Below are 24,746 nucleotides of genomic sequence, written 5' to 3' on the forward strand. Positions count from 1 at the left end.
AAATGTGGTTGGTGCTGATGAAACTGGTATTAAAGTAAATGGTAAAAATAATTGGTTTTGGACTTGGCAAAGCAAGTTTGCTACTTATGTAGTGTTCTCTAAAAATAGAGGAATTGATACGATTAAAGCAAACTTTCCAAAAGGTTTTAAAGATACGATATTGGTGCATGATTGTTGGGCAAGCCATTTTCAAACCCAATGTAAAACACACCAATTATGTAGTGCACATTTATTAAGAGAACTTATATTTCTTGAACAACGTTTTGAGTCTAACTGGGCTACAAATTTTAAAAGAATGTTGTTGGATGCTTTGGAACTTAAGAAAAAATTGAAACAAGAATGTTATAAATTTCCAGTCGCAGAAAGGGATAGAATAAAAAATGATTTAGTTAATTTATTAGAAAAACCGCTTGTTGAAAAGCAGAAAAAACTTCGTGCTTTTCATAAGCGAATGAGAAAATACAAAGAGTATATTCTTACTTTTCTTGACCATTATAATGTGCCTTCAGATAATAACGCTTCAGAAAGAGCGATTAGAAATGTGAAGGTCAAACAAAAAGTATCGGGTCAATTTAAAACTGAAAATGGTGCACAGATATATGCGGTTATTAGATCAGTAACAGATACCTGTATTAAGAATGGTCAAAATATTTTCGCTGCTTTTAAAACTATTGCTGTTTTAAAGGCTGAATAGTTACGATAAAAGATTAAAAACAAAAAAATGTAGATGAATAGACCAGTTTTGCAGTTAAACATTTTATATTAAATTTAAAAAACAAGGTAAAACTTCTTCTCCTGTTCTTTCGGGTACTTTATTAAATGGAAGATAATTTTTATCAACTCTGATCTAAACCCGATAAAATTGTCTTTTTTTTAAAATAGATACCCAGTGCGAGTAACTTAAAATTAAAAAAAATTCTCTCTTGCAAGAGCTAAAGCCTAAATGATCAAAAAAAGGATGGCAATAAAAATGATTTTTTAATTTTTACGGGCTGTTTTCATAGGTAAGAAAATATTTTTTAGAGTTACAATTTTAACAAACAACTATGTTTTTGAAGTGGTTTATTTCAGAAAATAAACTATTTAAAGTTTAGATAATTACTCAAAAACTGTCACAATTTAAAAAACCTCTAGTCTTTACTTTAGCTATTATAAAGCTAAACACTTAAATTTATCCAAAAAAATCAACTTTAAATCAAAAATTATGAAATTCAAATTAAGTATTCTTTTTATCTCTTTGCTATGTTTTTCTAGCCATTTAAAAGCACAGAAAACAATAAAATTAAATAACGATTTTAATAAAATTATTGTGAGTCCGCATATCGAGGCAATCTTTAAAAAAGGAAATGAAGCGAGTATCGTTAGCCAAGATATCAACGTTGCCCTAGAAAAATTTCAGTACGAATTAAATAAAGGCACCTTACATGTATATTTAGAAGGAGCTAAAACATACACTAAAAATAAAAAGATTGTTATTAGAAATTCTAAAAGAAAAGTTCCTTTATACATGGGCAGAGTGGCAAAGGTAATTATTACGTACGTAGCTGTAAATACTTTTTCTTTAAGAGGAGAAGAGAAAATTACATTTCAAACTCCGTTGGTGCAAGATGAGTGTATTTTACGTATCTATGAAAATTCTGAAGTTACGGTAAACTCTATTGATGTAAATAAATTATACGTTTCTATTTACGGTGAAAGTTTTTTAAAGATGGATGCTGGTAGTATTCAAAAGCAAAAAATAACGACATACGGGGCAAGTAAAGTAATGGCGGAAAATGTTTTTTCTAAAGAAACTAAAATAACGGCTTACGGCGACGGAGCCTTTCATGTAAACGCATCAGAAAAAATCAAAGTAACCGCGTATGGCGAGGCAACCGTACTTTATAAAGGAGATGGAAGTTTAAAAAAAGGCATTGTTATTGGCGAATCTACGATTAGAAGAGTTCTATAGATTCTTGTTTTGGGCGTTACCAAAGGTCGGGCTTTCCATTATATCTTTTTATGCAGTAATATTAGAGAATTTTGTTATTATCCATTAAATAATTTTATTTCTGGTAAGAAATAGAGACTTTACTTTAGCATAAAAAGGATGCCATTCCAATCCCTAACGCAAAAAAAAACAGCTTTTAGAATTTTCTAAAAGCTGTTTTTTTTGAATTTTGAACTTTTATTTATAGTAGTCTTTGCGAAGAAAGTTTTTTTTACTTTCTGTGGCAATCTCACTATTAATTAGAAGTTGATATTTAATTATTCAAATGATACGTAATGATTTTATAAATCATTACGTATCATTTTATAAACTTTACCCTTTATTTTCAATCCATACTCTAGCATTCACAAAAGCTTCTAACCAAGGCGAAACCTCGTCTTTTCTTCCTGCAGGGTAGTTTGCCCAATTCCATTGAAAAGTAGAACGTTCTATGTGCGGCATGGTCACTAAATGACGCCCTGTTTTATCAGATAGCATCGCGGTGTTAAAATCAGAGCCATTCGGATTATTCGGATAGCCTGCATACCCATATTTTGCAACAATATTATAGTTTTCTTCCGCTTCTGGTAAGTTAAATTTTCCTTCTCCGTGAGAAATCCAAACCCCTAATTCCGTTCCTGCTAAACTAGATAGCATGACAGAATTATTTTCTTGAATTTTTACAGAAGTAAAAGAGCTTTCATGTTTTTTAGAATCGTTATGAACCAATTTACCATGCACTTTATGATCAGGGTTGATTAAATCTAATTCCATCCACAATTGTGCACCATTACAAATACCAACAGACAAGGTGTCTTCTCTTTTAAAGAAGTTTTTTAACGCTTTTTTTGCTTTTGCATTGTATAAAAATGCGCCAGCCCAACCTTTCGCAGAACCTAAAACATCAGAATTAGAAAAACCACCAACAGCACCAATAAACTGTATGTCCTCTAAAGTTTCACGACCAGAAATTAAATCGGTCATGTGTACATCTTTCACATCAAAACCAGCTAAATACATGGCATTTGCCATTTCACGTTCAGAGTTTGAACCTTTTTCACGAATAATGGCAGCTTTTGGACGCTTGCCGTCATTGCGAGGCTTTTTTGCCGAAGCAATCTCTTTATTACTAGTAGATTGCTTCACTGTGGCTGTCTTGAGCGAAGTCGAAAGGTTCGCAATGACGTCCTCTAATTTACCTGTAAAATTTTCTGGAAATTTATAGGTTAAAGGTTGCTTTTTATAATTATCAAATCGGACTTGTGCCAAACCATTTGCGGTTTGTTTTTGATCTAATAAAAAAGAAGTTTTATACCAAACATCTCTCATTTCAGCAACATCAAAAGAAAAATTATCTTCGTTGTTTTTGATGTTTACAATTCCTGAATTATTTGCAGAACCAATCGTAAAAAACTCGATATTATTTTCTAATAAAATAGTTTCTACAGAAGCATCCGCTTGAAAAACAATTCCTGAATTTTCTGCAAATAATACTTTAATCGGGTCTTCTTCATGTAAAGAAGTAATGTTAAAATCTGCGCCTAACTTTACATCAGCAAAACACATTTCTAATAAAGTGGTCAGTAAACCGCCAGAAGCAACATCATGTCCTGCAACAATTTTATTAGCTTTAATTAAATCTTGAATTGTATTAAAGGTATTTTTTACAAAGGCAGCATTTTTTACATCAGGCGCTTCGTTTCCGATGGCATTTAATACCTGATTAAATGAACTTCCGCCTAATTTAAAATCATCTTGAGAAATATTAATATAATAGATGTTTCCTCCATCAACTTTTAAAAGAGGCTCCACCACTTTAGAAATTTCAGTACAATTACCAGCAGCAGAAATTATTACCGTTCCAGGAGAAAGTACTTCATCATCTTTATATTTTTGCTTCATCGATAAAGAATCTTTACCTGTTGGTACATTAATTCCTAAATCAATCGAAAACTCTGAAACTGCCTTTACAGCTTTATACAAACGAGCATCTTCGCCTTCATTTTTACAAGGCCACATCCAATTTGCAGACAGCGAAACACTTTTTAAGTTGTCTTTTAACGGCGCCCAAATTAAGTTGGTAAGCGCTTCTGTAATTGCAATTCTACTTCCTGCTTCGGCATCAATTAAACCCACAATAGGAGCGTGGCCAATAGAAGTGGCAACACCTTCTTTTCCGTTATAATCTAGCGCCATTACGCCAACATTATTCAATGGAATTTGCAACGGTCCAACACATTGTTGTTTCGCAACTTTACCACCCACACAGCGATCTACTTTATTGGTCAACCAATCTTTACAAGCAACCGCTTCTAATTGTAAAACTTGCTCTAAATATATTTTTAAGTTTTTTGTTTTATAACGCGGATTTTTATAATTTCTGATGACAGTTTTGTCTGTCATAATTGTTTTTGGTGAGGAGCCAAACATATCTTCTAACGCCAAATCCATCGGTTTTGCACCGGTTGTTTTAGATTCAAAAGTAAACCGATCATTTCCTGTAACTTCACCAACGGTGTACATTGGCGAACGTTCACGATCTGCAATTTTCTGTAAAGTATCGATGTGTTTTTCGGCAATAATCAATCCCATTCTTTCTTGAGATTCGTTGCCAATAATTTCTTTTGCAGACAAAGTAGGATCTCCAACGGGCAATGTATCTAAATCGATATGACCGCCAGTATCTTCTACCAATTCAGATAAACAATTTAAATGTCCGCCAGCACCATGATCATGAATAGAAACAATAAAATTTTCTTCGCTTTCTACCATCCCACGAACTGCATTAGCAGCACGTTTTTGCATTTCAGGATTTGAACGCTGCACTGCGTTTAACTCAATTCCTGATGCAAATTCGCCAGTATCAGAAGATGAAACTGCAGCGCCACCCATGCCTATTCTATAATTTTCGCCACCAAGAATTACAATTTTATCGCCTTCTTTCGGTGTGTCTTTTAAAGCTTGATCTGCTTTTCCATATCCAATTCCGCCAGCTTGCATAATCACTTTATCATACCCAAGCTTTCTAGCTTTTGAAGTACTTACCGCTGAATTTTCTTCATGTTCAAAAGTTAAAACTGAACCCGTTATTAAAGGTTGCCCAAATTTATTTCCAAAATCGGATGCGCCATTCGAAGCTTTTATCAAAATATCCATTGGAGTTTGATACAACCAATCTCTAGCTTCAAATTTATTTTCCCAATATCTTTTGTCTTCTAAACGAGAATATGAAGTCATATATACCGCTGTTCCTGCTAAAGGTAAAGAACCTTTTCCGCCAGCAAGTCGATCTCTAATTTCTCCACCAGCGCCAGTTGCAGCGCCGTTAAAAGGTTCAACAGTTGTAGGGAAATTATGCGTTTCTGCTTTTATTGAAATTACAGATTCAAAGTCTTTCTTTTGATAAAAATCTGGTTTGTCTGCTGTTTTTGGTGCAAACTGTGCTACTTTAGGTCCTTTTATAAACGCAACATTGTCTTTATAAGCCGAAACAATATCGTTCGGAAATTGTTTCGCTGTTTCTTTGATCAACTTAAATAATGATGTTGGCATTTCTTCGCCATCAATCACAAAAGTTCCGTTAAATATTTTATGTCTACAGTGTTCTGAATTTACTTGACTAAAGCCAAATACTTCAGAGTCTGTTAATTTTCTTCCTATTTTAGTTGCTACACTTTCTAAATACGTTACTTCTTCATCACTTAAAGACAAGCCTTCTTGGTTGTTGTAAATAGCAATATCATCAATATTTAAAATAGCATCTGGCTTTACATCAATCTTAAATGATTCTTGATGCAAGCTGCTAAACTTCTCGGAAATCATTGGGTCAAAATCAGAAAAATCTTCTGAAACTGCCATAAATTCTTCAATTCTAATAATGCCTTTGATTCCCATATTTTGAGTAATTTCTACAGCATTGGTGCTCCAAGGTGTTATCATTGCAGCTCTTGGGCCTATATAAAAAGCATCTAAAGATGTTTCTTCTATTTTAGGTTGGTCGGCAAATAACCAAGTTAATTTAGAAATCGTTGCTTTCGCTAATTCTTTTGTTGTTTGAACAGCAAATAGTGTATTGTTTTTATTTCCAAAGAAATGAATCATTCGTTCTTGTTTAGAATTCTATTAAGTGCGCAAATTTACTTTTTTTCAATTTAAAACTTCCAATTAATTTAGTTGAAGTTTTAGAGGCATATATTTCTGTATCAAACAAAAAAAAAGACTGCCTTATAAAGACAGTCTTTTTAAATATACTTTTCAAAAATTAGTTTTTAATTAATTTTTTAGTGATCGATTTATTGTCTCGATTCATTTTAACAATAAAAACTCCTTTTGATAAATTAGAGATGTCTATGCTATTTTTGTTAGCAGTAATTTTTGCTATTTTTACTACTTTACCTAAAACATTATAAACAGTAACATTTGTGTCTTCAGTTGTTCGAATATAAAATTTATTTCCATTGGTAGGGTTCGGATAGATTTCTAAAGCTTTTAGAGAAATGTTCTTATCAATGCTTAAAGTAAAAGTGCCGTTAAAATTACCAATATCACTATAATCTATTGTCGTAGAATAGAAATCAGACCATTCGCCCTGCTCACTATAATTTATATTGGGCTCTTTTACATTTGTATTTCTTCTTAAGGTGATATTTTCTGCAAATACATCGGTACCGTCTAAATCTCCTATCATATCAATTAACACATCATTTTTATAAAGCCCAATTCTATCGTCACCATTAAATGTCATTGGTGTCGTATTATTAACTTCTAAATCTTTTTGTTGCAATAACGTGTTGTTTGTAGCATCAGAATTTATAATCACATACACATCATTTATTGCAATATTTCCAACTAATTGCAGCGGTGCTTCCCATTCGCCTCCAGATTGTCTTTTAATTGTATAAGAAGTTAGATTGATGTTATTGCTCGTTAAATTTACAATTTCTAGAGCTTTGTTAAAGCCAGTACCTTCTACATATTCAGAAAAGAATAGTTCAGAAACATCACTCAATCCGTTTGACGTTGTTGCGTTTACTGCGTTCGATTTTTCAGACATATTATTTGCAGAATCTTTGGCTAAAATAGTGATACTGTATGTTGTAGAAACGGCTAAACCCGTTACATCGTAGTTTGTATTTGTGGTTGATCCGTTTAATGTTCCGTCTACAAAAACATCATATTTTGCAACAAAAGAATCATCTGAAGAGGCAGCCCAGTTTACTCTAAAACTAGCACCTGTTTGATTGCTAATTGTAATGTTTGCAGGAACAGAGGGCGGAGTAGTGTCTACTAAAGTTGTTCCGTTTACAGCCGTTGATAAAGCAGATTCGTTATTTGCAATATCTTTTGCTAACACGGTAATACGATACGTTGTGTTAGAACTTAAATTTGAAATTGTATAGTTGGTGTTTGCTGTGTTACCGTTTAACACGCCATTTGCAAAAATTTCATATTTAGTAACCGCTTCATTGTCTGTTGCCGCTGTCCAAGAAACATCGATACTTGATGTGCCAATATTACTTAAAGATACATTGGTAGGTGCGGTTGGTGCTTCTTCATCTGAAGAAGTATACAATCCCCAAGAATCGATAGCATCTGCGCCACCCCAAATTCTGGTAGCCAAATATGCGTTGTCTATAAACGGATTTCTATTTCCCTGTGCATAGGTTTCACTAGAATCGTGAAACGTATTTCTTTGTCTTTCAAAATCAGATACGGGGTCTTCTACATTCCATTCTAAAAATAAATCAATCATGGCGTCTTCGGTATTTACCGAGCTGCCAATACCAACATTTGTAGGTAAACATTGTTCTTCTCCATAACGAATATACATATACATCATCATTCTTGCAATGTCTCCCTTCCATTCATCACCAGGATACCAGCCACCAGAAACATTACCAGAGTTGCCATTACCATCTGCAAATCTTAAACTACCACGTTGGCCATTATAATTGACATCTGATGGTCTTAAATGATGAGCATCTGCTCCTGGACCTGATGTGCCTAAATTAGGGTTTCCTAAAGATTTAGCATAGGTGTGTTCTCTATTCCATTCTCCTTGATCACCACCTGTTAAACTTTTACTTCTTGTTCTTGCCGTAGTGCCAGAATCTGAATAGCCATAAATCAATAAAACTTCAGTGTTATTATCAGGGTTTGAATCGGTAACTTTTAATGCCTCCCAAACACCAGGTGTATACACTAAAAAATTGGTGTGTTGATTAATGGTTTTTGTTGCCAATTTTTCTTTTAGGTTTTGGCCTTCTGCTGTTAAATCGACATCGCTATAATATGCTTCTTGTGCGTTTACAAAAAAGCTTAAAAAAAGAAATGTAAAAAATAATATTTTTTTCATGTTGTAAATTTTGAACTAAAAAATATCGCTAGTAAGTTAGTTTTTTATTAATTTTTGAATTACTGTTTGTTCTCCAATAGAAACTTTTACCATGTAAATACCTTTCGATAAACTGGTAACATCTATTGCATTCTTATTTTCAGAAAGTTGAGCCGTAAGTATTCTTTTACCTAAAAGGGTATAAAGATGCACGGTTGCATTTTCTGATATACTAAAAAACACTTCGTTACCATTCGTTGGGTTCGGATATATACTAAAATTGCTCAATACATTCTCTTTTGTGCTTAAAGTTGAAGCATGACTGCCAAAACCATCAAAAGTGCCAGCGGCCAAAATTTCCCATTCCGCTTTATCAAAACGTGTGTTTGGTGCTGCAATAGGTGCTTTTCTACGGTACGTTTTATTTTCAATATGTTTGCTAGAATCATCTTCAAAACCAACAATATCAATTAAAACACCGTCTTTATACAAACCAATAGGATCGTTACCATTAAAATTTAAAGGAGAACCAAAGCCGTAAGGAGAAGTATCTTCGTTTGGTGGGCCAAATAAATCGGCTTCATTTAAAAGTACTTGTTCAGTAACATCTGCATGTACAATAACAAAAACATCACCAGGAATAATATCTACATTTCCTAAAGGATAATCATCTACCCAAGTACCTCCATTTGATTGTTTCTGAATAGAATATGCTGATAAATTTATGGTAGCACCTGAAAGATTTACAATTTCAATTGCTTTTTCGTTACCGCTTGCAGGCTCTGCATATTCTGATATAAACAATTCTGAAACTCCGTTAAACGTTCCGGCTGTTGTAGTTGCAGTAATTGCAGCACTTTTATTAGATTTATTATTATCTACATCTTTTGCTAAAACCTCTACCGAATAACTAGTCGTTGAGTCTAAACCGCTTACCGTGTAAAAAATAGCTGAAGTAGAACCGTTTAAAGTACCATCTACAAAAACTTCATAATCGCCAACAGCATTATTATCTGAAGCAGCAGACCAAGAAACTTTAAAAGAAGAATCTGTTTGGTTACGAACCATCACATTCATAGGTGTTGTTGGTGCTTCTGTATCTTCTAGTGTTCTTGCGTTTACTGCAATACTAGCATCTGACTTATTGTTGATAAGGTCTTTTGCAATAATAGTTACGCTATAGCTTGTATTTGAGCTTAAGTTTGATAAAGAAATAGTTGTATTTGTTGTTTGTTCTTCGAGAATATCATTTACGTATACATTATAAAGAGTTACGCCAATATTATCTGTAGATGCTGTCCAAACAAAATCCAAAGAATTTAAGGTGATGTTGTTTACGGTTACATTTAAAGGCTTGGTTGGTGCCTTGGTATCTGTTTTTTTATAAAAATCCCATCGATCTTCTGCAGAGTCTCCGCCCCATATTCTTGTTGCTAAATATGGATTGTCTATAAACGGATTTCTATTTCCTTGCGCTGCATCTGCTTCCGCATTTCCGTGATAAGTATTTCTAGCAATTTCAATGGCAGAAACAGGATCTTCTGCATTCCATTGTAAAAAAAGATCAATCATTTCATCTTCTGTAAACTTTTTACTGCCTACACCCACTGCTGTTGGTAAACAAACCGAACCATATCTTATGTACATATACATAATCATTCTTGCAGCATCTCCTTTCCATTGATCACCAGGATACCAAGCGGATGTATTTGGGCCATCTAAACCTTCATGAGAATCAATAGAAGAAAAATTAGAAGTACCAGATCCTCTTCCATATTTTCTATTATTTCTAGTAGAATTTCGGGTTCTGTCTGCAGCTCTCAAATGATGCGCATCGGTTGCGGGGCCAGGAACATTGGTATCTAGTACTGGATTTGCTAAAGATTTAGGAAAAACATGTTCTCTGTTCCAAACAAAAGAGTTTCCGTCTGCCTTATCTTGTGCTCTATTGTCTCTAGAAAAATCGTTGGTATCATCTTGGTCAGAACCATCTTCCCAGCCGTAAAATAAAACGACATCACCAGAAAAATTTATATTGTCATCGGTAATTTTAGTAGCGTCCCAAACATCGGGTCCGCTGCTTGTATATTCTAAAAAGCGCGAATGCGCTGCGATGGTTTTAACAGCCAAAGCGTCTTTTAATTCGAGTCCATAAAGTGTTAAATCTACATCATTATAATAAGGTTGTACCTGCGCAAAAGAAAGTTGTGCAACCCATAAAATAGTGAGTACAGTAAGTAGTTTTTTTGTCATAATTTAATTTTGGTTTAATCAATGGAATTTATGTAGTAGTATTTTTAAAATAGTGCTCTAAAAAAATTATTTTCTTTCTAAAAGCGCCATGTAGAATCCGTCGAAACCATCAATATGCGCTAAAACTTTTTTATCGCTTACAAATGTAAAATCTTTTCCTGATTCTGATGTTAAGAAAGTATTCACTTGATTTTGATTTTCAGAGGGTAAAATAGAGCAGGTAGCATACACCATTTTTCCGCCTGGTTTTACCATTTTAGAATAACTTTGTAAAATTTCTTGTTGTACTTTTTTGATGTTGTCTATAAACTCGGGTTGTAATTTCCATTTAGAATCAGGATTTCTACGGATAACACCCAAGCCAGAACAGGGAGCATCGATTAAAACTCTATCTGCTTTGCCGTGTAATTTTTTAATAGGTTTTGTAGAATCAATCACACGCATATCTATGTTATGTGCTTTGTTTCTTTTGGCTCTAATTTTTAATTTTTTCAGTTTACTTTCGTAAATATCCATCGCAATAATTTGCCCTTTATTTTCCATTAGCGCTGCTAAATGCAAGGTTTTGCCACCAGCGCCTGCGCAAGTATCAATAACTTTCATGCCAGGTTTTACATCTAAATAAGCAGCAACTAATTGAGAGGAAGCGTCTTGCACTTCGAAAAAGCCATTGTGAAAAGCTTCTGTTCTAAAAACATTCGCTCTTTCTGGTAATAATAAAGCATCTGGATGATGCGGTACAAATTCTGTTTCTACACCTTCTGCTTTTAATTTTTTCTGAAGAATTTCTTTAGAAACATTTAAGGTATTGGTTCTTAAAATAACACTTGCTTGCACATTTAAAGCAGCTATTTCTTTGGTCCAAATTTCTTCACCTAATTCAGAAAGGCATAATTCGTCCATCCAATCAGGAATAGATTCTCTATATTTTCTGGTTCTAGACAATTCTGCAAAACGACCTTTTACTCTTCTTTCTGGTACATCGCCAACCTGATTCCAATCTGGTAAAGCAATACCTCTTAAAATACACCAAACAGAAAATAATCGCCAAATATTATCTCTATCATACGGTATCTTTACTTCTGCAATTTCTGCATATAAGCGGTTCCAACGAACAATATCATAAATTGTTTCTGCAACAAATTTACGATCTCTTGCTCCCCAGCGTTTATCGCGTTTTAAGGCTTTTTCTACGGCTTTATCAGCGTAAACACCTTCGTTAAAAATATCTCTTATACTGTCTATAACAGCAAATGTTAAATTTCTATGTAATCTCATTTTTATAATTAAATAATCGGGGTAAAGGTACAAGAATTATAAGAGTTTCTTTAGAAAAGATAAAGGACAAAAAAAGTCCTACCGAAGCAGGACTAAAGATTTTCATCTACGGCATATAGCCTTATTGTGATAAGATTAAAGATTAGAAAAATTGATTTCAGTTGTTGTGTTCTTTTTTATTTATGGTTTTAAGTGATCATGTAGGAGATATTTTTTTTTGATAAAGTAAGACAGAGGCTTTGTTATTCTTTAATTTATTCTAGTTGGAGAAGGCCGAAACGATTTTAACTTTGATGTTCAAGCAAAACCAGGAGTTATGTTTTTAAGAGTCGTAAGCTCTGAAACAAATTATGCCGTGACTAAAATTATTTTTAAGTAAATCTCAAATAGGATTATAAGATTGTTAAATTATTATTATTTAACAAAAAAGAGAGTTGATTTATCAGCTCTCTTTTTTTTGTTTAAATTTGATTATCTTTTAAATTGACATTCTAGAATTGTAGCTCAAACAAGTGAATGTTTTCCGTAAAACCTCATCGCATATATTGGCGTTTTAACGATTAAGAGGCTAGCATTTCAAATAGTGAATATTCAAAATATATATAGCTGTTAAAAATTTATATTTTTTATTCAGTATTACCGTATAATTTTGTGTCTTTTAAACTAGTTTTTAAAGAACACATACCTAATATAGGTAAGTGTGATTTATTTTTAGTTCATTAATACCAAATTAGCCTTATAATGCCCTAATAAATCGTTTTTTTTCCGCTTACCTATTATCAAAAATAATTACAGTAACGATGCTATGCTAATTACTTTTCATTTCAATTAATCAAAAAATAATTCAATTTACTTGCACGTCACTATAAAAATAAATTTATATAATATCTATGATAAGTAATAAGGTGGGTAGGTTATTCTATTCGGTACGCCATAAAAATAAATAAAATATCGTTTATAAAATCTGATTGCTGTATTTTCGTTGTCTAGATTTTACAAGTTGATTTTAAGCAATCCAATAACATATATTCCCGGAATTAGTGCACAAAGAGCAAGTCTTATATATTCAGAATTGGGTATTAAAACATGCAATGATTTACTTAACTTTTTTCCTTTTCGGTATATTGATAAAACACAGTTTTATGCTATAAAGGATTTACAACCAAACTCTTCTGAAGTACAGATTGTTGGTAAAATAACACGCATTACATCCGTAGCACAAAAAAGAGGCAGTCGGTTAGTTGCTACTTTTCAAGATGCAACAGGAGCGATGGAGTTGGTTTGGTTTCGCGGACAAAAATGGATTAAAGATTCTTTGAAAATTAATGAACCTTATGTAGTGTATGGTAAACTGAATCATTATAACGGTTCTTTTAGTATTCCACATCCAGAAATGGAATTGGTTACAGAGTATAAAAAGAAGTTGCAGACTAAAATGCAGCCTGTATATCCGTCTTCAGAAAAACTTACAAATTCAGGTATTTCTAATAAGTTGATGCGCGGTTATATTCAGATCTTATTGCAGCAATTTTACGATAAAATGCAAGAAAGCTTATCACAAGAAATTATAGACGATTTTAAATTGATGCCCAAAAAAGATGCTTTTTTAAATGTGCATTTTCCTAAAAGTCAAGAAAATTTAGCCAAAGCAGAATATCGTTTAAAATTTGAAGAATTATTTTTTATTCAAATGCAGTTATTGAGAAAGAAACTCATCAACAAAACAAAAATTAAAGGCTTTATTTTCGAAAATGTAGGCGCTATTTTTAATGAATTTTATGCAGATAAATTACCTTTCGATTTAACCAATGCTCAAAAGCGAGTGTTAAAAGAAATAAGAAAAGATGTGGCTTCTGGTGCACATATGAATCGTCTTTTACAAGGAGATGTAGGTTCAGGAAAAACAATTGTGGCTTTACTTTCTATGCTTTTGGCAATTGATAACGGTTTTCAGGCTACTATTATGGCGCCAACAGAAATTTTAGCAAATCAGCATTATATCGCAGTTTCAGAACTTTTACAAGGAATGGATCTTAAGGTAGATATTCTAACAGGTTCTGTAAGAGTTAAAAAGAGAAGAGAAATTCATGCAAATCTAGAAGACGGAACATTAGATATTTTAATAGGTACACATGCTTTGTTAGAAGATAAGGTGAAATTTAAAAATTTAGGAATTGCCATCATCGATGAACAGCATCGTTTTGGAGTAGCACAAAGATCTAAATTGTGGGCTAAAGGTGGGGGAGGTCCATCCCTAACCCTTTCCGAAGGGAAGGGGACATCTGTGCGGAATCGGTATGAAACTGCCCGTCCATCAACTTATAAATTGATGAAAGAATTGCAATTAGAGCGTAAAAAGAAAACTACGGAAGCAAAACAAGTTCTTTGGGAACAATTAAAAACTAAAAAGTTAGATATAAAATTTAGAAGGCAACATCTAATAGATGAATTTATTGTCGATTTTGTTTCTATAGAAAAAAAGTTAATTATTGAAGTTGATGGCAAATATCACAATAGCAAAGAACAACAGGAGGCCGATGAATTAAGAACAACAATTTTACAGGAGTTAGGTTTCAAAGTTATCAGATTCACCAACGAAGAAGTACTAGGAAACACAGATAAAATCGTAATACAGATAACACAGCAGTTGGAAAACCTCCCCTTCGGGGAGGTTGTAGGGGCTTCTCCTCCCCACATTCTAGTCATGACCGCAACACCAATTCCTAGAACTTTGGCAATGTCTGTGTATGGAGATTTAGATATTTCTGTGATTGACGAATTACCTCCAGGAAGAAAAGAAGTAAAAACAGTGCATCGTTTTGATAGCAATCGGTTGTCGGTTTTTAAATTTATGCGAGATGAAATTGCCAAAGGTAGACAAGTATACATCGTATATCCGTTAATTCAGGAATCTGAAACCATGGATTATAAAGATTTGATGGATGGGTTTGAGAGTGTTTCTCGCGAGTTTCCTACACCAGAATATCAAATTAGTATTGTACACGGAAAAATGAAACCTGCAGACAAAGAGTATGAAATGCAACGTTTTGTGAAGCATGAAACTCAAATTATGGTGGCCACAACTGTAATTGAAGTGGGTGTAAATGTACCCAATGCAAGTGTGATGATTATTGAAAGTTCAGAACGTTTTGGCTTATCGCAATTACATCAATTAAGAGGGCGCGTTGGGCGAGGGGCAGACCAAAGTTATTGCATACTATTATCGAGTTTTAAGTTATCCGCAGAAGCAAAAACACGTTTAAAAACGATGGTAGAAACTACAGACGGCTTTAAAATTGCCGAGGTAGATTTAAAGTTACGCGGTCCAGGAAATTTAATGGGAACCCAACAAAGTGGCGTATTAAATTTAAATATTGCAGATGTTGTGAAAGACTCTAAAATTTTGGTATCTGCAAGAAATACCGCAATTGCTTTATTGCAAGACGATTCTAATTTATCGAAACCAGAAAATTTACCCATCAAAAGAACCTTTATTCAGGTTTCTAAATCCTCAAAAATTTGGAGTATTATTAGTTAAAGATTCCTTTTTGCTAATTTTTATATCAAGGTGATTTTTGTGATTTTAGAATTATACCCAATAGAGTTTATAATTTTTAGTTAATCTCTAATAAAAAAGCATTCTTGTCCGATAAAAGACTCAAGATTGTTTCGTTTTTAGGATTAACTTGCCAGTCAGCCGGCAGGGAGCCAAGACTTGATCTTAACTAGCTGATAAATCTATATAGCTTAAAATAAAATTGTCTCTTTTATCTTGATGAAATTATTTTAAAAAAAGCAAGGTTTTGTTTAAAAAAAAGTCGAGAAATCTTATATTTAACAAGGTTTATCAAACTAAAAATAGTGTCGGATAACAAGCGCTTTAACATAAAGCGATTTCACTTGTTTTGTAAAATGACACCTTGTATTCGTAATTGTTTTTAAAATAAAAAATTTATCCTTGGCTTTTGTCTGATTTTAAGTTAATTAAAATCTGGCTCTGCCTCCCTGATTGCCTTTAGGCATGTTGGTTCTAAAAGCAAAGAGCTATTGTTTTTTTAACGGACAACAATATTTTTAAATATCTAATTATTCTATTTTATTTAGTGAAATTTCACTAATTTTATATTTAATTCAAATTGATGACTACCGAAAATATTCACTACAATAGATATTTAAAAGCTTTAATACGTTCTCCTTTTTTAAAAGATTCTACTCCAGAATCACTAAAACTCCTTTTAAGTTATATGCAGGAAGAGCGTTGGAACGCGAAAAACTTTAAAAGTAGCGCGGAAGTAAGTGCTACCTTTTATTTTATTGTTTCGGGAAGACTCAAAGTGTTTAAGTCTAATCCCGGCAGTGGCAGAGAACATACTGTATTTGTATTATCTACTGGTGACGTTTTTGATGTTTTGTCGTTGCTAGATGCCGAACCGCATGATGTATATTGGGAGGCCTTGGATGTCTTGAAAGTTTTAAAAATTTCAGTGCCTCAAATGAGGTTATGGATTAATGAATATCCAATAAGTCATAAGGCTATTCTTTACTATTTAGGAGAGCGTATGAGACAGCTTATGGACGTTGCAACAGATGTTACTTTGCATAGCACTTTAGTGCGCCTAGCTTCTTTGCTTCTTAAAAACATTAACGGAGAAACTCGTAAACTAGAATTAATAAACAACTTGCCCAATGATGAAATTGCTGGGCTTATTGGCACTACTAGAGCTGTTGTGAGTCGCCACATTCAAGAGTTGAAACGTTGCGGAGCAATCTCTGTAAGTCGCAAAAAAATTAATGTTAAGAATTTAGAGGTTCTATTCTCAATTGCAGAAGAAAAGTACATTCCTTAATTGTATTTAGCGAGAATTCTTTAATAGTTATCTTAACTATTTCTTCCTATATTATCATATAATTATGGCGAGTGCTACTTAAGTAGCGGTTTCGACATTCTTATTTGTGTACCTTTACAACAACCACAAAGTCAAGCCGACTAGCACCCTATAGCACCCTAAAAAAGCTAAATAACCATTTCTCCTATAAATATTTAACTTCTAGAAGTTAAAACCATTAGATAAGGTAGCTTTATATTGAGTATTAACTTCTAAAATTGTTAAAATTATCTATGATAGTATCCTTACAGCGGTTGTTCAGAAAAAATAAAAACGATATAAATTTATTAGTTCTTAATTTATTTGTTTTAAAGTTTTCAAAGGCTACTGATGTATTATGGAAACAAATGGACTCTTCTTAATGGCATGTAAATGTTACATGAAATAAGCAGAAATATAGTACATTGTTTAATAGCCAAGGATAATAGTAAAAGACTGCTCTTTTAATGCCTTTTGATAAAATTTCGAAACATTTGCAGCATATTTTTGGAGAAAAACAGGGTTTCGATAGACTTCAAAAAACACGTGATGGTCAAAATTTTGACCGGAGTATTTTATGAAGTAAATTTAAATTACTTTTTAATCTTTCCGCCAAATTTATTGGTCCGGTTGCATTCTAGATAAAACAACGTACCCTTCTTGTTTAGTATCAATGTAATGGGTTAAAATAAGTTTCTTTAGGCTACCCGCTACCTATGCATAAATATTTCAAAAAAAAGAAATTTTTAAATTGATTCACGCAAAAACGAAAGCTCAATAATTTTTTGAAAGGAGACAAAATTTCGTGACCAACAAAGTGCGGGTATTTAATACTGGAACTTTTTAAGAAAAGGTACAAGAGATTACTAGTATGGGTCTTGACGGCAGAGAATTGATCGATTTTGCCAGAGGTATAAGTATTGTAGATGAAGTACATCTTATAAAACAAGTGGTTGAAGCGATTATAGAGCAAGCAGGAGAATATTTACATACGCGTTTTAATGTGGTTACTTCTGAATCTTGTATCCCTTTGTATGAGGAACTTGCTGAAATGCTGAAACCTGGTAAAAAAACGAATATAATGCTGATAAGTGCAGGGGCAGAAATTATAGAAAATGCTCTTAAAATAGGAAAGCAAGCTATTAAAAGATAAGCAATGCCTTGCTATACGGGTGCTCATCATGAGCGGTCTATGATAGTGATTTCGTTCACTAGTAGAGAATGTTATACATCTGATTGCGGCCTTTTTACAACAGAAGTATATTGTCTTTCTTTCTCTAATTTTTATAGGTGTCGAGGAGAACGTGATATGGACAAATTTGTAGATGATGAATTAAAGAGACTCCATAAAAGCGAACTAAATTTAGCAGCTGTAAAGAGTATTGCTGCTTTTATGATGTAACCCTTTCAAGGTGAAGGTGGTTTTCACCTCATAACTTAAAAACACCTGTTATTATATCGCGATTACAAAATTTAATGAAACAACATTCAGAAATTGTCTACGTAAGAAGTATCGGGGGCAATGATTGTTATAGAATTTGTTATAAACAGAGACCCTAGACAATCCAATTTTGAGACCTGTCCTCAAATAGTAAAATAACGCTCCGAAAATGGTTGGTATTCTGATTGTAGGAACCTATAAAAATGCCCTACGAATTTTATCACCTAAAGTAATTAAAGAACAACAATTAACAAAAGGGTTATCCATATTGGAAACCAAAATTAAAAAAGCAATAATAAATTTATGAAACCATTCGCAATTGCAGGAATACAAATGAAAGTATCAGCCGTCGCTTCAAACGTTGAAATGATGAAGTTAAAAATTGATATAACGATGAATTTATATCCATGGATACAGATGATTATGTTTAGTGAACTTTGTGCCTACGGACCTTTAACGCACACTGCACAGCCAATTCCAAATAATTTTGAAGCAGAAATGCAGGCGAAAGCTAAACAATACGGAATATGGTTACTACCAGGTTCTATCTTCGAGAAAAGCGAAGGTAAAATTTATAATACCGCATCGGTAATTAATCCAAAAGGTAAAATTGTTACAAGATATCGTAAAATGTTTCCTTTTTATCCTTACGAAACAGGAGTAACACCAGGACAAGATTATTGTGTGTTCGATGTGCCTAATGTAGCAAGATTTGGTGTTTCTATCTGCTATGATATGTGGTTTCCAGAAACCATTAGAACTTTAACAACCATGGGAGCCGAGGTTATTATGCATCCAACAATGTCTGGTACTATTGATCGTGATATAGAATTGTCTATTGTAAGAGCAATGGCCTCTGTAAATCAATGTTATTTCTTTGATGTAAACGGATTAGATACGGGAGGTTGCGGAAGATCTATCGTTTGTGGGCCAGATGGTCGTGTACTTCATCAATCCGAAGGCACTGAAGAAATTATTCCGTTAGAGTTAAATATAGAACGCGTAAAAAGAAGTCGCGAATTGGGTATTTTACGATTAGGACAACCTCTTAAAAGCTTTCGGGATCATATTCATACGAGTCAATTTGCTATTTATCAACCGGGTATACCAACTCCATACCTCGATTCTTTAGGTTCGTTAATAAAACCAACACGTTTGGATACGTTGACAAAATTAAAAATAAAAGAAACTACTTTAGAAAAGCAAATTGCTCCAACACAATACAAAGGAGATTCAATCTTATAAAAAACAAAAACAAATGGGTGATGTACGACCAGGTAAAAGAATAAAAAAAACAGAAAAAACAGAAAATTATATAAGTTGGTTTGAGATACCAGCCATGGATTTTAAAGAAGCCGTCGAATTTTATCAATATATTTTTGGAATTACCATGCAACAGCATGTTACAGCGTCTAATGCAATGGCCTATTTTCCTATGACAACAGGAATAGGGGGAGCCGTTGTGTCGGGTTCAGGTTATGTGCCTAGTGATTCTGGTTCCTTGATTTATTTGAATGCGGGTGATAACTTAAGTGTGGTGCTTGATAAAGTAGAACCCGCTGGTGGTCGCATTATAATGCCAAAAAGTTTAATTTCTATAGAGTCAGGTTACTTTGCTGTTTTTATTGATTCTCAAGGAAATAAATTGGCTTTACATTCTAAAAACTAAATGCGATAACATTAAATAATAAGAAAATTTATACGTAGTTACTCTTTTTTTTAGATGTCTAAAAAGTAGACGTTATCTACTAATATGCTCATAAATTTGGATGATTAATCAGGTGACATAAGTCCTTTTTTTAGTGCTAAATTTCCTAAAAACAACTCATAAAATAGCAATGATAAAAATACAAAATAAATCAAAAAGTTCGCCATACTACAATATTGGTCAGTTGCGGATAGACTACTGGAATAAATTGAAAATTGAAAGTTCAGAGTTGTCACGTTGCAACCATGGTTCAGAAAATGAAAAAACTCATAAGGAAGTAGTAAAAAATTTAATTAAAGACTTAAAAGGAGTTGAATGTTATTTTGCTTCACCTGGAATAGGACGAATGTTAAAATTAGAACAGGCACTTTCTGATCATGAGCATACTTCATTATCTAATTTAATAGCTGAAACAACCAAAGATTTGGTGGGTGATAGCTATCGAAGTAATCCGGATTATATTGATTACGATGAGCATACCATGGCATCTGTTGAAGATCACCAGCAACAAAACAGTGTTCGTAAAAACCATTTTGAAGTGTTATTTGTTGATGATATTTCTGAAAAAGAAGAGTTAATTCTAAAACAGCGTTTGATGTCATTACGGACACCAAATGACAAATTTACCTATGGAGTAACTGTGCAGCGGTCTTTTCAGGATGCGATGATTGCATTGCACTTTAATCACAATATACAAGCCGTAATTGTAAGATATGCGCCAACATATCGATCAAAAGTAATCTCGCCTCTTATAAAACCATACATTCAAACTATTACAAAACTTGATTATTCTTCAAAATCTGAAACAGATCTTGGTCCATTAATAGGGGAATTAATCCATCAATTAAGACCAGAATTAGACGCGTACTATGTTACAGATACTTCACTAGGGCATTTAAAAGATAGTACTCTTAAATGTTTTAGGCGTATTTTTTATCAAACAGAAGATATACAAGAATTACATCTAACCATTTTACTCGGTATTGATGAACGCTTTGAAACTCCGTTTTTTTCAGCTTTAGTAGAGTATAGTAAAAAACCAACGGGTGTTTTTCATGCGATGCCAATAGCGAGAGGTAATTCGGTTTTTAAATCGCGTTGGATTAATGACTTTGGAGATTTTTATGGAAGAAATATGTTTTTGGCCGAAACTTCAGCTACAACAGGAGGATTAGACTCCTTATTACAACCAACTGGTCCGCTTAAAAAAGCACAAGAAATGGCAAGAGATGCCTATGGATCTCAACATACTTATTTTGTAACTAATGGAACATCAACGGCAAATAAAATAGTGATGCAGGCATTAGTAGAGCCGGGAAATGTGGTGCTTATCGATAGAGATTGTCATAAGTCACATCATTACGGATTGGTTTTGGTGGGTGCATATCCTGTATATTTAGATTCGTATCCAATAGAAAAATATTCTATTTATGGTGCGGTGCCTTTAGAACAAATAAAAGGCAGATTATTGGAATTAAAAAAAGCAGGAAGGTTAGATAAAGTAAAGACGTTGTTGCTTACCAATTGTACTTTTGACGGCATGGTTTATAACGTAGAACGCGTTATGGAAGAAGTTTTAGCCATAAAGCCCGACATGATTTTTTTGTGGGATGAAGCATGGTTTGCTTTTGCAAGATTTGCAAATAATTACAAGCAGCGAACAGGTATGTATGTCGCTGAAAAACTTTATAATAAATACAAAAGCATTGCATACAAAAAGAAATATACTGAATATAACAAAGGATTAAAGGAGGGAGAGATTTCACTAATGCCAAATCCTGATAAAGTTCGTATTCGGGTTTATTCAACACAAAGTACTCATAAAACATTGAGCAGTTTTAGACAAGGTTCTATGATTCATATTTGGGATCAAGATTTTCGTAGAAAAAGTGAAAACACGTTTCTGGAAGCTTATATGACACATACGTCCACATCACCCAATTATCAAATGTTAGCTTCTTTAGATGCAGGAAGACGCCAAGTTCAATTAGAGGGTTTTGAACTCGTGGAAAAAAGTATTGAAATGGCCATGGTGTTGCGTGCTAAAATAAACGATAATCCGCAATTAAGTAAATACTTTGATATTTTAACCGTAAAAGATTTTATTCCGAATCAATACCGTCAAACAGGATTGAAAGAATATTACTCTAAAAACGAAGGTTGGAATCTTATGGATGATGCTTGGGAACAGGATGAGTTTGTGCTCGATCCTACAAAGATAACTTTACATATAGGTAAAACAGGTATTGATGGCGATACGTTTAAGAATAAATACTTGATGGATAAATTTAATATCCAAATCAATAAAACATCAAGAAATACCGTATTGTTTTTGACCAACATTGGCACAACAAGAGGAAGTATTACCTATTTAACAAATGCTTTGTTAAAAATAGCAGATGAATTAGATGAAGAATTTAAATCATTGAACAATAAAGAAATGGAAATCCGTCAAAAGCGAATTTATTCCTTAACAAAAGAAGTACCTCCTTTGCCAGATTTTAGCTTTTTTCACCATTCATTTCAGGCAGTTCCTGGAGTACCAGGAGGTGATTTGCGCGCTGCCTATTTTTTAGCCTATAAAGAAAAAAACTATGAGTATATTCCTTTAAATGAATGTTTAGGTGCTCTTAAAAAAGGTAAAGTTTTGGTCGCTTCCACTTTTGTAATTCCTTACCCACCGGGTTTCCCAGTGCTGGTTCCTGGTCAGGTAGTGAGTGAAGAAATTATCAATTTTATGAACGCTTTAGATGTGAGTGAAATTCATGGTTACCGTGCAGATTTAGGATTAAGAATCTTTACTGAAAGTGTATTGGATAGACACAAAACAACAACGTCTTTGGGCGGAATGAATAGTGAAAAATAATTAACTAAAAATAAAACAAATAGTATGATTACAAAGAAAACAATACAAACTAAAAAAGTAGCAGTAACAAAAAAAGACAACAGTATCGATGTACTTGATGGCGTTCCGGATATTAGACGTTTTTTTTATAAGAATGAAGTTCCATTATATTTTATTAGTGCTACCAATTTTAATATGTTAGGCGCAGACGAATGGATTAAAGGGTTTAAATTTATTTGTCATATTGAATGTTTTGATGGTTTACATCCCAATGTTTTTTCTCCAAATGAAGAAATTCCTCATGATGAGTTTACATGTATCGAGGATATTAACAATTATTTACTTCAGCACCCAGAGGTTCAAAATTATTTAAAAACTAGAGCTAAAGGTAAAAATGTTGGTAAGGCAATGTTTTTGATGTTTGATGAACAGACCGAGAAACTCGCTAAAAAATTAGGATTAGAAATCATGTTTCCAAGTGCAAAAATGCGAACTTTTATGGATAATAAGGTCAATACCAATCGCATTGCAGAAAAGGCTGGGGTTCCTTGTGTTCCTTATGTTCTCTCTCAAGTTATAGATTTTAAACACCTTAATAAAGTATCAAAAGCATTAGGAACAGACCTTGTTATACAAACACCATTTGGTGATTCTGGTCACACTACTTTTTTTATCTCTAACGAAAAGGAATTCAAAAAGTATGAGAAAGAGATTGTAAAAGAGAAAGAAGTTAAGATCATGAAACGCATCAATTGCAGAGGGTCTGCTATTGAAGCTTGTGTTACGCGTCATGGAACTATTGTGGCGCCTTTGATGACAGAATTAGTTGGTTTTAAAGAAATGACTCCTTATAAAGGTGGCTGGTGCGGAAATGAAATTTATCCAGACGCATTTAGTCCAGAATTAAGAGAAAAAGCAGCAAATTACACACAATTATTTGGAAATCAATTAAGAGAAGAGGGGTATAAAGGTTATTTTGAATTAGATTTTTTAATTGATCAAGATAATGGCGAAATTTATTTAGGCGAATTAAATCCAAGAGTAACGGGTGCAAGTTCAATTACTAATCATGCCGTTTTTGCATTGGCTGATGCGCCTCTTTTTATTTTCCATATTATGGAGTGGATGAATGTTGACTATAAATTAGATGTGAAAGCGATTAATAATCGTTGGGCAAAACAAGCAAATATTGATAGTTGGAGCCAATTAATAATCAAGCATACAGAAGAAACTGTTGAGTATATTTCTGAAGCACCAAAATCTGGAATTTATAAAATGTTCGATAACGGTCATATTCAATTTGATCGATTAGACACACATAGAAGAGCGGTTGAAACCGAAAATGAAGCCTTCTTTTTGCATATTTCTAAAAAAGGTGATTATTTGTATGAAGGTGCTGATATTGGTATTTTAGTGTCTAGAGGTAGAATGATGTCGGATGATTTTGAGTTAAATGAGCGTGCTAAACAATGGATAAAAGCGATACGAGGCAAGTACGCATCTGAAATAGTAGAAGACCATAAAGAACAAGTTTTATTATCAGGTAGTTTAACTAAATAATACAATTAGTATTTTAAGCACATAGTTGAATTAGTAGAATTTAAGGAGCTTCATGAGATGCCAAACGCATAGACTCATGAAGCCTTTTTAAGTTTGTTTAATTATGTTTAAGATGAGGCTGCAGCATCTAATCCAAAAGAGAAACGAAAAGAAATAGGTTGTTTGGCATTATCAGATTTCGAATTTGACGATGCCACAATGAACATTTTATAATTTAATTTTGGAAATTAATTAAACAAGGAGCAGAAATAAGAGCCTTCCGAATAACTTAAAGAAAATCGGTATTGGCAAGCGTATTCTGTTATCAAGCTTTATGAAGAATTATTGAATGTTGCGTGTATGTTATATTAGCCTTTTTTAAAAAAAAAATCGCCTCCAGATACTATTCGCCTCAAAATTCAGGTGAAGGCTTTCAATAAAGGGACAATTTATAATTTAAGAATGTCAACATCATCTTTTTTAGTGCGGATATTAGAAAATGATGGAATGGAAA

14 protein-coding genes are annotated in these 24,746 nt (G+C 33.2%); 10 read left to right on the forward strand and 4 right to left on the reverse strand.

Going from position 1 to position 24,746, the window contains the following annotated elements:
- Together ES044_RS08560 and ES044_RS08565 are read left to right on the forward strand one after the other, a co-directional pair.
- Positions 1-694, forward strand: a 694-nt coding sequence (locus ES044_RS08560; RefSeq protein WP_147118669.1) for an IS66 family transposase, incomplete at its 5' end; no start/stop codon positions are given.
- A gap of 510 nt (positions 695-1,204) precedes the next feature.
- On the forward strand, positions 1,205-1,951 hold the full coding sequence (locus tag ES044_RS08565; RefSeq protein WP_147119007.1) for a GIN domain-containing protein: 747 nt from the start codon (positions 1,205-1,207) through the stop codon (positions 1,949-1,951).
- 351 nt (positions 1,952-2,302) lie between these two features.
- Here the strand turns inward: ES044_RS08565 and purL are convergent, their stop codons facing one another.
- The 4 genes from purL to ES044_RS08585 form a co-directional block, all read right to left on the reverse strand.
- Positions 2,303-6,070 carry a phosphoribosylformylglycinamidine synthase gene (gene purL / locus ES044_RS08570; RefSeq protein WP_147187015.1) on the reverse strand — a complete coding sequence of 1,256 codons (3,768 nt, stop codon included), beginning with the start codon at positions 6,068-6,070 and terminating at the stop codon, positions 2,303-2,305.
- Positions 6,071-6,230: 160 nt separating this feature from the next.
- The gene (locus ES044_RS08575; protein WP_147187017.1) at positions 6,231-8,324 is read right to left on the reverse strand and encodes an endonuclease; all 2,094 of its coding nucleotides are present in this window, start codon (positions 8,322-8,324) and stop codon (positions 6,231-6,233) included.
- Positions 8,325-8,360: 36 nt separating this feature from the next.
- Positions 8,361-10,556, reverse strand: a complete 2,196-nt coding sequence (locus ES044_RS08580; RefSeq protein ID WP_147119010.1) for an endonuclease — start codon at positions 10,554-10,556, stop codon at positions 8,361-8,363.
- A 66-nt stretch (positions 10,557-10,622) separates the two neighbouring features.
- Positions 10,623-11,834 carry an RsmB/NOP family class I SAM-dependent RNA methyltransferase gene (locus tag ES044_RS08585; protein ID WP_147119011.1) on the reverse strand — a complete coding sequence of 404 codons (1,212 nt, stop codon included), beginning with the start codon at positions 11,832-11,834 and terminating at the stop codon, positions 10,623-10,625.
- A 1,000-nt stretch (positions 11,835-12,834) separates the two neighbouring features.
- Here ES044_RS08585 and ES044_RS08590 point away from each other — a divergent pair.
- The 8 genes from ES044_RS08590 (at position 12,835) to ES044_RS08625 (ending at position 24,253) form a co-directional block, all read left to right on the forward strand.
- Positions 12,835-15,372 carry a DUF559 domain-containing protein gene (locus ES044_RS08590; RefSeq protein WP_147119012.1) on the forward strand — a complete coding sequence of 846 codons (2,538 nt, stop codon included), beginning with the start codon at positions 12,835-12,837 and terminating at the stop codon, positions 15,370-15,372.
- Between the two features lie 601 nt (positions 15,373-15,973).
- The gene (locus ES044_RS08595; RefSeq protein ID WP_147119013.1) at positions 15,974-16,681 is read left to right on the forward strand and encodes a Crp/Fnr family transcriptional regulator; all 708 of its coding nucleotides are present in this window, start codon (positions 15,974-15,976) and stop codon (positions 16,679-16,681) included.
- An 889-nt stretch (positions 16,682-17,570) separates the two neighbouring features.
- Positions 17,571-17,852: an aminotransferase class III-fold pyridoxal phosphate-dependent enzyme gene (locus ES044_RS08600; protein ID WP_147119014.1), complete on the forward strand. Its 282-nt coding sequence runs from the start codon at positions 17,571-17,573 to the stop codon at positions 17,850-17,852.
- A gap of 3 nt (positions 17,853-17,855) precedes the next feature.
- Positions 17,856-18,101 (forward strand): hypothetical protein, encoded by a 246-nt coding sequence (locus ES044_RS08605; RefSeq protein WP_147119015.1) that lies wholly within the window; start codon positions 17,856-17,858, stop codon positions 18,099-18,101.
- Between the two features lie 342 nt (positions 18,102-18,443).
- On the forward strand, positions 18,444-19,385 hold the full coding sequence (locus ES044_RS08610; protein WP_147119016.1) for a carbon-nitrogen hydrolase family protein: 942 nt from the start codon (positions 18,444-18,446) through the stop codon (positions 19,383-19,385).
- 13 nt (positions 19,386-19,398) lie between these two features.
- Complete coding sequence (locus tag ES044_RS08615) at positions 19,399-19,809, forward strand: VOC family protein (RefSeq protein WP_147119017.1); 411 nt, start codon at positions 19,399-19,401, stop codon at positions 19,807-19,809.
- A gap of 169 nt (positions 19,810-19,978) precedes the next feature.
- Complete coding sequence (locus tag ES044_RS08620; protein WP_147119018.1) at positions 19,979-22,714, forward strand: aminotransferase class I/II-fold pyridoxal phosphate-dependent enzyme; 2,736 nt, start codon at positions 19,979-19,981, stop codon at positions 22,712-22,714.
- 24 nt (positions 22,715-22,738) lie between these two features.
- Positions 22,739-24,253, forward strand: coding sequence for a biotin carboxylase (locus ES044_RS08625; RefSeq protein WP_147119019.1), 1,515 nt, complete (start codon positions 22,739-22,741; stop codon positions 24,251-24,253).
- Positions 24,254-24,746 lie beyond the last annotated feature (493 nt).

Origin of the sequence: Polaribacter sp. IC066 (genome assembly GCF_007997085.1) — a bacterium.
Taxonomy (GTDB): Bacteria; Bacteroidota; Bacteroidia; order Flavobacteriales; family Flavobacteriaceae; genus Polaribacter.

Coding starts and splice junctions, on each gene's coding strand:
- ES044_RS08585 (WP_147119011.1), bottom strand. CDS start 11,834: ATGAGATTACATAGAAATTTAACATTTGCTGTTATAGACAGTATAAGA.
- ES044_RS08600 (WP_147119014.1), top strand. CDS start 17,571: ATGGGTCTTGACGGCAGAGAATTGATCGATTTTGCCAGAGGTATAAGT.
- ES044_RS08605 (WP_147119015.1), top strand. CDS start 17,856: ATGCCTTGCTATACGGGTGCTCATCATGAGCGGTCTATGATAGTGATT.
- ES044_RS08620 (WP_147119018.1), top strand. CDS start 19,979: ATGATAAAAATACAAAATAAATCAAAAAGTTCGCCATACTACAATATT.
- ES044_RS08610 (WP_147119016.1), top strand. CDS start 18,444: ATGAAACCATTCGCAATTGCAGGAATACAAATGAAAGTATCAGCCGTC.
- ES044_RS08575 (WP_147187017.1), bottom strand. CDS start 8,324: ATGAAAAAAATATTATTTTTTACATTTCTTTTTTTAAGCTTTTTTGTA.
- ES044_RS08595 (WP_147119013.1), top strand. CDS start 15,974: ATGACTACCGAAAATATTCACTACAATAGATATTTAAAAGCTTTAATA.
- purL (WP_147187015.1), bottom strand. CDS start 6,070: ATGATTCATTTCTTTGGAAATAAAAACAATACACTATTTGCTGTTCAA.
- ES044_RS08565 (WP_147119007.1), top strand. CDS start 1,205: ATGAAATTCAAATTAAGTATTCTTTTTATCTCTTTGCTATGTTTTTCT.
- ES044_RS08580 (WP_147119010.1), bottom strand. CDS start 10,556: ATGACAAAAAAACTACTTACTGTACTCACTATTTTATGGGTTGCACAA.
- ES044_RS08625 (WP_147119019.1), top strand. CDS start 22,739: ATGATTACAAAGAAAACAATACAAACTAAAAAAGTAGCAGTAACAAAA.
- ES044_RS08615 (WP_147119017.1), top strand. CDS start 19,399: ATGGGTGATGTACGACCAGGTAAAAGAATAAAAAAAACAGAAAAAACA.